A 4,935-nucleotide genomic window follows, 5' to 3' on the forward strand; every position below is an offset into this window, starting at 1 on the left:
GCAGCCACAGCAGCGCAGCCCCGGCCAGTGCGGCGGCAGCCACCCAGGCGGCATCGCGCCGCCATGCCGGGCCCTTGCCAGCGGCGTGCGGCGCCCCGGACAGATCCCCGGACAAATTGTTGCCCCCGTCGATATCGCCCGCTGCGGCCGGCACGCTTGCTCCCTTCACCATGACAGGCAGCATGGGCCGCCCGCCCCCTTTATTGCTCCACCCGCATCGCCAGGCGCGTGCGCCGCTTGTGCACCGTCCACCAGCGCCAGGCAAATGCAGCGATGACATAGCCGAGCGCGGCGGCCACCACCGAGATCACGAACAATCCGAAAATCAACGCCGGGGCCGCATCCGACAGCAGCCAGCCGGTCCATTCCGCCACACTGGCGCCGCGTTCGAACAGGGCCATGAACGTGGCGACATCGGCATGAAAGCCGAACCAGTTGCCTAGCGCCAGCGAGGCAGCGATGAACAGCGGCGTTGTCGCCGGATTGGACAGGAACGTCATCCCCGCCGCGATCGGGACATTGCCCCGGAATGGCAGGCACATCGCCGCAGCGCCAGCGATCTGCACCCCGGGGATCATCGCAAAGATGCCGACGAGCAGCCCGATCGCCACGCCGCGCGGCACCGAGCGGCGGGTAAAGCGCCACAACTCGGCCCGCGCTGCCAGCCGCCCGGTCAGGCGGTTGCGCTCCATCTGCTCGCGCGTGGGCATCGAAGCGCGAACCATCGTGGCAATCTTCTGGCGCATTGAAACGGCGATTCCCAAGGAGTGGTGGAACGATGGCATTGGACAAAGGCAGGCTGGCCGACCAGCCCGAAATGCCACCATGCACCACGTCAGCTTGCCAAGCGATGAAGCCGAACGTGCACTTGGCCTGGCCCGATCAGGGGGCGTGACCGACCGCTACGCTCAACTGTGTTCGCGCATGATGCGCGCCTTGTCGCGCTGCCAGTCGCGGTCCTTGATCGTGGCGCGCTTGTCGGCCGCGTTCTTGCCCTTGGCCAGGGCGAGTTCCACCTTGGCCCGGCCGCGTCCGTTGAAATAGATCGACAGCGGCACCAGCGTCATGCCCTTGCGCTCCACCGCGCCGTGGAACTTGGCGATCTCGCGTTCCTTGAGCAGCAGCTTGCGCGGGCGCTTGGGCTCGTGGTTGAAGCGGTTGCCGTGGCTGAATTCGGGCACGTTGGAATTGACCAGCCACACCTCGCCGTTCTTCACCTCGGCATAGGATTCGGCGATCGATCCCTCGCCAAAGCGGAGCGATTTCACTTCGGTGCCGGTGAGCGCGATTCCCGCCTCGTACACGTCTTCGACGAAATACTCGAACCGCGCGCGGCGGTTTTCGGCGACGATCTTCTTTTTGTCGAATGCGAGGGGTGTGGGTCTTGCCATGATGCCTGCCCATGTAGGGTGGTATTGCCGGCATGGAAAGCGCCCGAGCATGCGGAATTTGCAAGTGGCTCTCCGATAATCGGCACACCGCGGTGGGAACCGCTCTTGCCAGTTTCACGTTGGCGCCACACACTCGCTTCATAGTGCAGTGCACAAGCCGGCATCATCCCTCACTGGGTGCACGACAGGCCGGGTGCAGGACGGGAATGACCATGGCTGATGCCACGCGCGAAAGATGTGTTCTGGTGCTTCAGGGCGGCGGAGCGCTGGGCGCCTACCAGGCCGGCGTGTTCGAGGCGCTGGCCAGCAATGGCTATAGCCCGGATTGGGTGGCCGGCATTTCGATCGGTGCGGTCAACGCCGCGCTGATTGCCGGCAACCCGCCCGAACGCCGGGTGCGCAACCTGCGCGCGTTCTGGGAGCAGGCCAGCTCGCGCATTCCGTTCAAATCGCCGTTCGCCGATGGCTGGGGACGCCGCCTGTTCAACGAATGGGCCGCAGCATCGGTGGCGCTGACCGGCATTCCCGGTTTTTTCACCCCTCGCACCACCCCATCGTGGCTGGCCCTGCCCGGATCGCCGGAATCGATCAGCCTTTACGATACCAGCCCCTTGCGCAAAACGCTGCTGGAACTGGTGGATTTCGATCTGATCAACAGTGGCAAGGTGCGTTTCAGCGTGGGCGCGGTCAACGTGCTCAACGGCAACTTCGCCTATTTCGACAACCGCGACCGCCTGATCGAGCCCGAGCACATCATGGCCAGCGGCGCGCTGCCCCCCGGCTTTCCGCCGGTGATGATCGATGGCGATCCCTATTGGGACGGGGGCCTGGTTTCCAACACCCCGTTGCAATTCGTGCTGGACGAGCGCGCGCGCGAGGCTGACCGCCACGATCCGGCCCGCGCCCAGGCGGCACGCGATCCCGTGCTGGTGTTTCAGGTCGATCTGTTTTCCGCCCACGGCATGATGCCGCGCAGCCTGGCCGAGACAGCGCAGCGCGAGAAGGACATCCGCTTTTCCAGCCGCACCCGGCTCAACACCGACATGCAGAAGCGGATCGAAGCCCTTGAGGCAGCCGCCGCACGCCTTGCTGAACGGCTGCCGCCCGAATTTGCCGACGATGCCGACCTCGCCACGTTGACCGCCCACGCCCAGGACGGGCCGGTAACGATCCTGCACCTGATCAACCGCAGCGAGGATTATGAAACGCAGAACAAGGACTATGAGTTTTCGCGCATGACCGCGACCGGCCACTGGGAAAACGGCCGGCGCGATGTCGAGCGCTCGTTTGCCAGCCCGCGCTGGAAAAACCGCAAGCGGCCACAGCGCGGCATCGTCACGCTCGATCTGGCCTGATCCACCCGATTTTTACGCTTCCTGCTTGGGGACCGACCACGGCCCATGGCCAAACACCCTGGAGAGTGAAACCATGAATCTCGACAACAAGATCGCCATCGTCACCGGTGCTGCCAGCGGGATCGGCCTGGCCATTGCCAAGCGCTATGCCGCTGCCGGTGGCCGCGTGGCGATTGCCGATCTCAAGCTCGACGCGGCGCAGGCTGCGGCCGATGGCATCAATGCCGATCACCCCGGCGCCGCCATGGCCGTGGAAATGGACGTGACCAGCGAAGACCAAGTCAACGCCGGCGTGGCCAAGGTGGTGGACGCCTGGGGCGGCGTGGACATTCTGGTGTCGAACGCCGGCATCCAGATCGTCAACCCGGTGGAAAACTTCGCCTTTGCCGACTGGAAAAAGATGCTGGCGATCCATCTCGATGGGGCATTCCTCACCAGCAAGGCCGTGTTGCCGCACATGTATGCCAAGGGCAGCGGCGCGATCCTGTTCATGGGCTCGGTCCATTCCAAGGAAGCCTCGCCGCTCAAGAGCGCCTATGTCACGGCCAAGCACGGCCTTGAGGGCCTGGCGCGCACCATTGCCAAGGAAGGCGGCAAGAAGGGCGTGCGCACCAACCTGATCTGTCCCGGTTTCGTCCGCACGCCTTTGGTGGACAAGCAGATTCCCGAGCAGGCCAAGGAACTGGGCATCAGCGAGGACGAGGTGATCAAGAAGGTCATGCTCGGCCAGACGGTGGATGGCGAATTTACCACGGTGGACGATATCGCCGAAGTGGCGCTGTTCTTTGCCGCATTCCCCACCAACGCGCTCACCGGCCAGTCGCTGGTAGCCAGCCACGGCTGGTTCATGAACTAGGGCACGCGGTATTTGGAACAGGGCGGGCTGCGAACGGCCGCTTTCTGTGCTTCCGGTCCTCACGTGCCAAAAGCACGCTGCGGGCCGGTTCTCGAAATCACCCATTCTCGCTCCCCCCTGTTCCAAATCCCACGCACCCTAGGCAATCGCGCGTGACCCGCCGCCCCGTTTGCCTTGCGATCTGCCCCCCTCCCTGTTAGGCGCGCCCCGTCTTTTTGGTTGTCGCGTCTTTCAGTTTGAGGAGTGCCCCGCCCATGTCCGAGATCAAGCGTGTCGTCCTGGCCTATTCGGGCGGGCTCGATACCTCCGTCATCCTCAAGTGGCTGCAGGTGGAATACGGCTGCGAAGTCGTGACCTTCACCGCCGATCTCGGCCAGGGCGAGGAACTCGAACCGGCCCGCGCCAAGGCCGAACTGATGGGCGTGAAGCCCGAGCACATCTATATCGACGACCTGCGCGAGGAATTCGTGCGCGATTTCGTCTTCCCGATGATGCGCGCCAATGCCCGCTATGAAGGCGATTACCTGCTCGGCACCTCGATTGCGCGGCCGCTGATTTCCAAGCGCCTGATCGAGATCGCCCGCGAAACCGGTGCTGATGCCGTGGCCCATGGCGCCACCGGCAAGGGCAACGACCAGGTGCGGTTCGAGCTTTCGGCCTATGCGCTGGAGCCGGGCATCAAGGTGATCGCGCCGTGGCGCGAATGGGATCTGACCAGCCGCACCGCGCTGATCGCCTGGGCTGAAAAGCACCAGATCCCGGTGCCCAAGGACAAGCGCGGCGAAAGCCCGTTCTCGACCGACGCCAACCTGCTGCACACCTCGTCGGAAGGCAAGGTGCTGGAAGACCCGTGGCAGGAAGTGCCCGACTACGTCTATTCGCGCACGGTCAACCCGGAAGACGCGCCCGACGTGCCGGAATACATCACCATCGATTTCACCAAGGGCGATGGCGTGGCGCTCAATGGCGAGGCGATGAGCCCCGCCAGCCTGCTCACCGCGCTCAACGAACTGGGCCGCAAGCACGGCATCGGCCGCCTCGATCTGGTGGAAAACCGCTTCGTCGGCATGAAGAGCCGCGGCATGTATGAAACCCCGGGCGGCACGATCTATGCGGTGGCGCATCGCGGCATCGAATCGATCACGCTCGATCGCGGCGCGGCGCATCTCAAGGATGAGCTGATGCCCAAGTATGCCGAGCTGATCTACAACGGCTTCTGGTTCTCGCCCGAGCGCGAGATGCTCCAGGCCGCGATCGACCACAGCCAGGCCAAGGTCAACGGCACCGTGCGGCTCAAGCTCTACAAGGGCCTGGCCTCGGTCGTCGGCCGCCA

At 64.5% G+C, this 4,935-nt stretch carries 6 protein-coding genes; 3 read left to right on the top strand and 3 right to left on the bottom strand.

Annotated elements, in window-relative coordinates; genetic code table 11:
* The 3 genes from H926_RS35315 to smpB form a co-directional block, all read right to left on the bottom strand.
* The coding region (locus H926_RS35315) for a hypothetical protein (protein WP_237741181.1) at nucleotides 1-184 on the bottom strand (184 nt) is incomplete at its 3' end.
* 16 nt (nucleotides 185-200) lie between these two features.
* A complete protein-coding gene (locus tag H926_RS0123650; protein WP_022678433.1) occupies nucleotides 201-746 on the bottom strand; it encodes a DUF2062 domain-containing protein in 546 nt (181 codons plus the stop codon).
* 162 nt (nucleotides 747-908) lie between these two features.
* Nucleotides 909-1,391 carry an SsrA-binding protein SmpB gene (gene smpB, locus H926_RS0123655; RefSeq protein ID WP_022678434.1) on the bottom strand — a complete coding sequence of 161 codons (483 nt, stop codon included), beginning with the start codon at nucleotides 1,389-1,391 and terminating at the stop codon, nucleotides 909-911.
* Nucleotides 1,392-1,603: 212 nt separating this feature from the next.
* Between smpB and H926_RS0123660 the strand changes: the two genes are divergently transcribed.
* From H926_RS0123660 to H926_RS30350, 3 genes are all read left to right on the top strand, one after another.
* The gene (locus H926_RS0123660; RefSeq protein ID WP_082209337.1) at nucleotides 1,604-2,746 is read left to right on the top strand and encodes a patatin-like phospholipase family protein; all 1,143 of its coding nucleotides are present in this window, start codon (nucleotides 1,604-1,606) and stop codon (nucleotides 2,744-2,746) included.
* A 73-nt stretch (nucleotides 2,747-2,819) separates the two neighbouring features.
* Entirely contained in the window at nucleotides 2,820-3,602 is a 783-nt protein-coding gene (locus tag H926_RS0123665; protein WP_022678436.1) for a 3-hydroxybutyrate dehydrogenase, read from the top strand.
* Between the two features lie 254 nt (nucleotides 3,603-3,856).
* On the top strand, nucleotides 3,857-4,935 hold a 1,079-nt coding region (locus H926_RS30350), incomplete at its 3' end, for an argininosuccinate synthase (protein WP_237741182.1).

Source organism: Novosphingobium sp. B-7, assembly GCF_000410615.1.
Classification (GTDB): domain Bacteria; phylum Pseudomonadota; class Alphaproteobacteria; order Sphingomonadales; family Sphingomonadaceae; genus Novosphingobium; species Novosphingobium capsulatum.

Bases quoted from the DNA above. Each gene is read 5' to 3' on its own strand.
- H926_RS0123660 (WP_082209337.1), top strand. From the start codon at position 1,604: ATGGCTGATGCCACGCGCGAAAGATGTGTTCTGGTGCTTCAGGGCGGC.
- smpB (WP_022678434.1), bottom strand. From the start codon at position 1,391: ATGGCAAGACCCACACCCCTCGCATTCGACAAAAAGAAGATCGTCGCC.
- H926_RS0123665 (WP_022678436.1), top strand. From the start codon at position 2,820: ATGAATCTCGACAACAAGATCGCCATCGTCACCGGTGCTGCCAGCGGG.
- H926_RS0123650 (WP_022678433.1), bottom strand. From the start codon at position 746: ATGCGCCAGAAGATTGCCACGATGGTTCGCGCTTCGATGCCCACGCGC.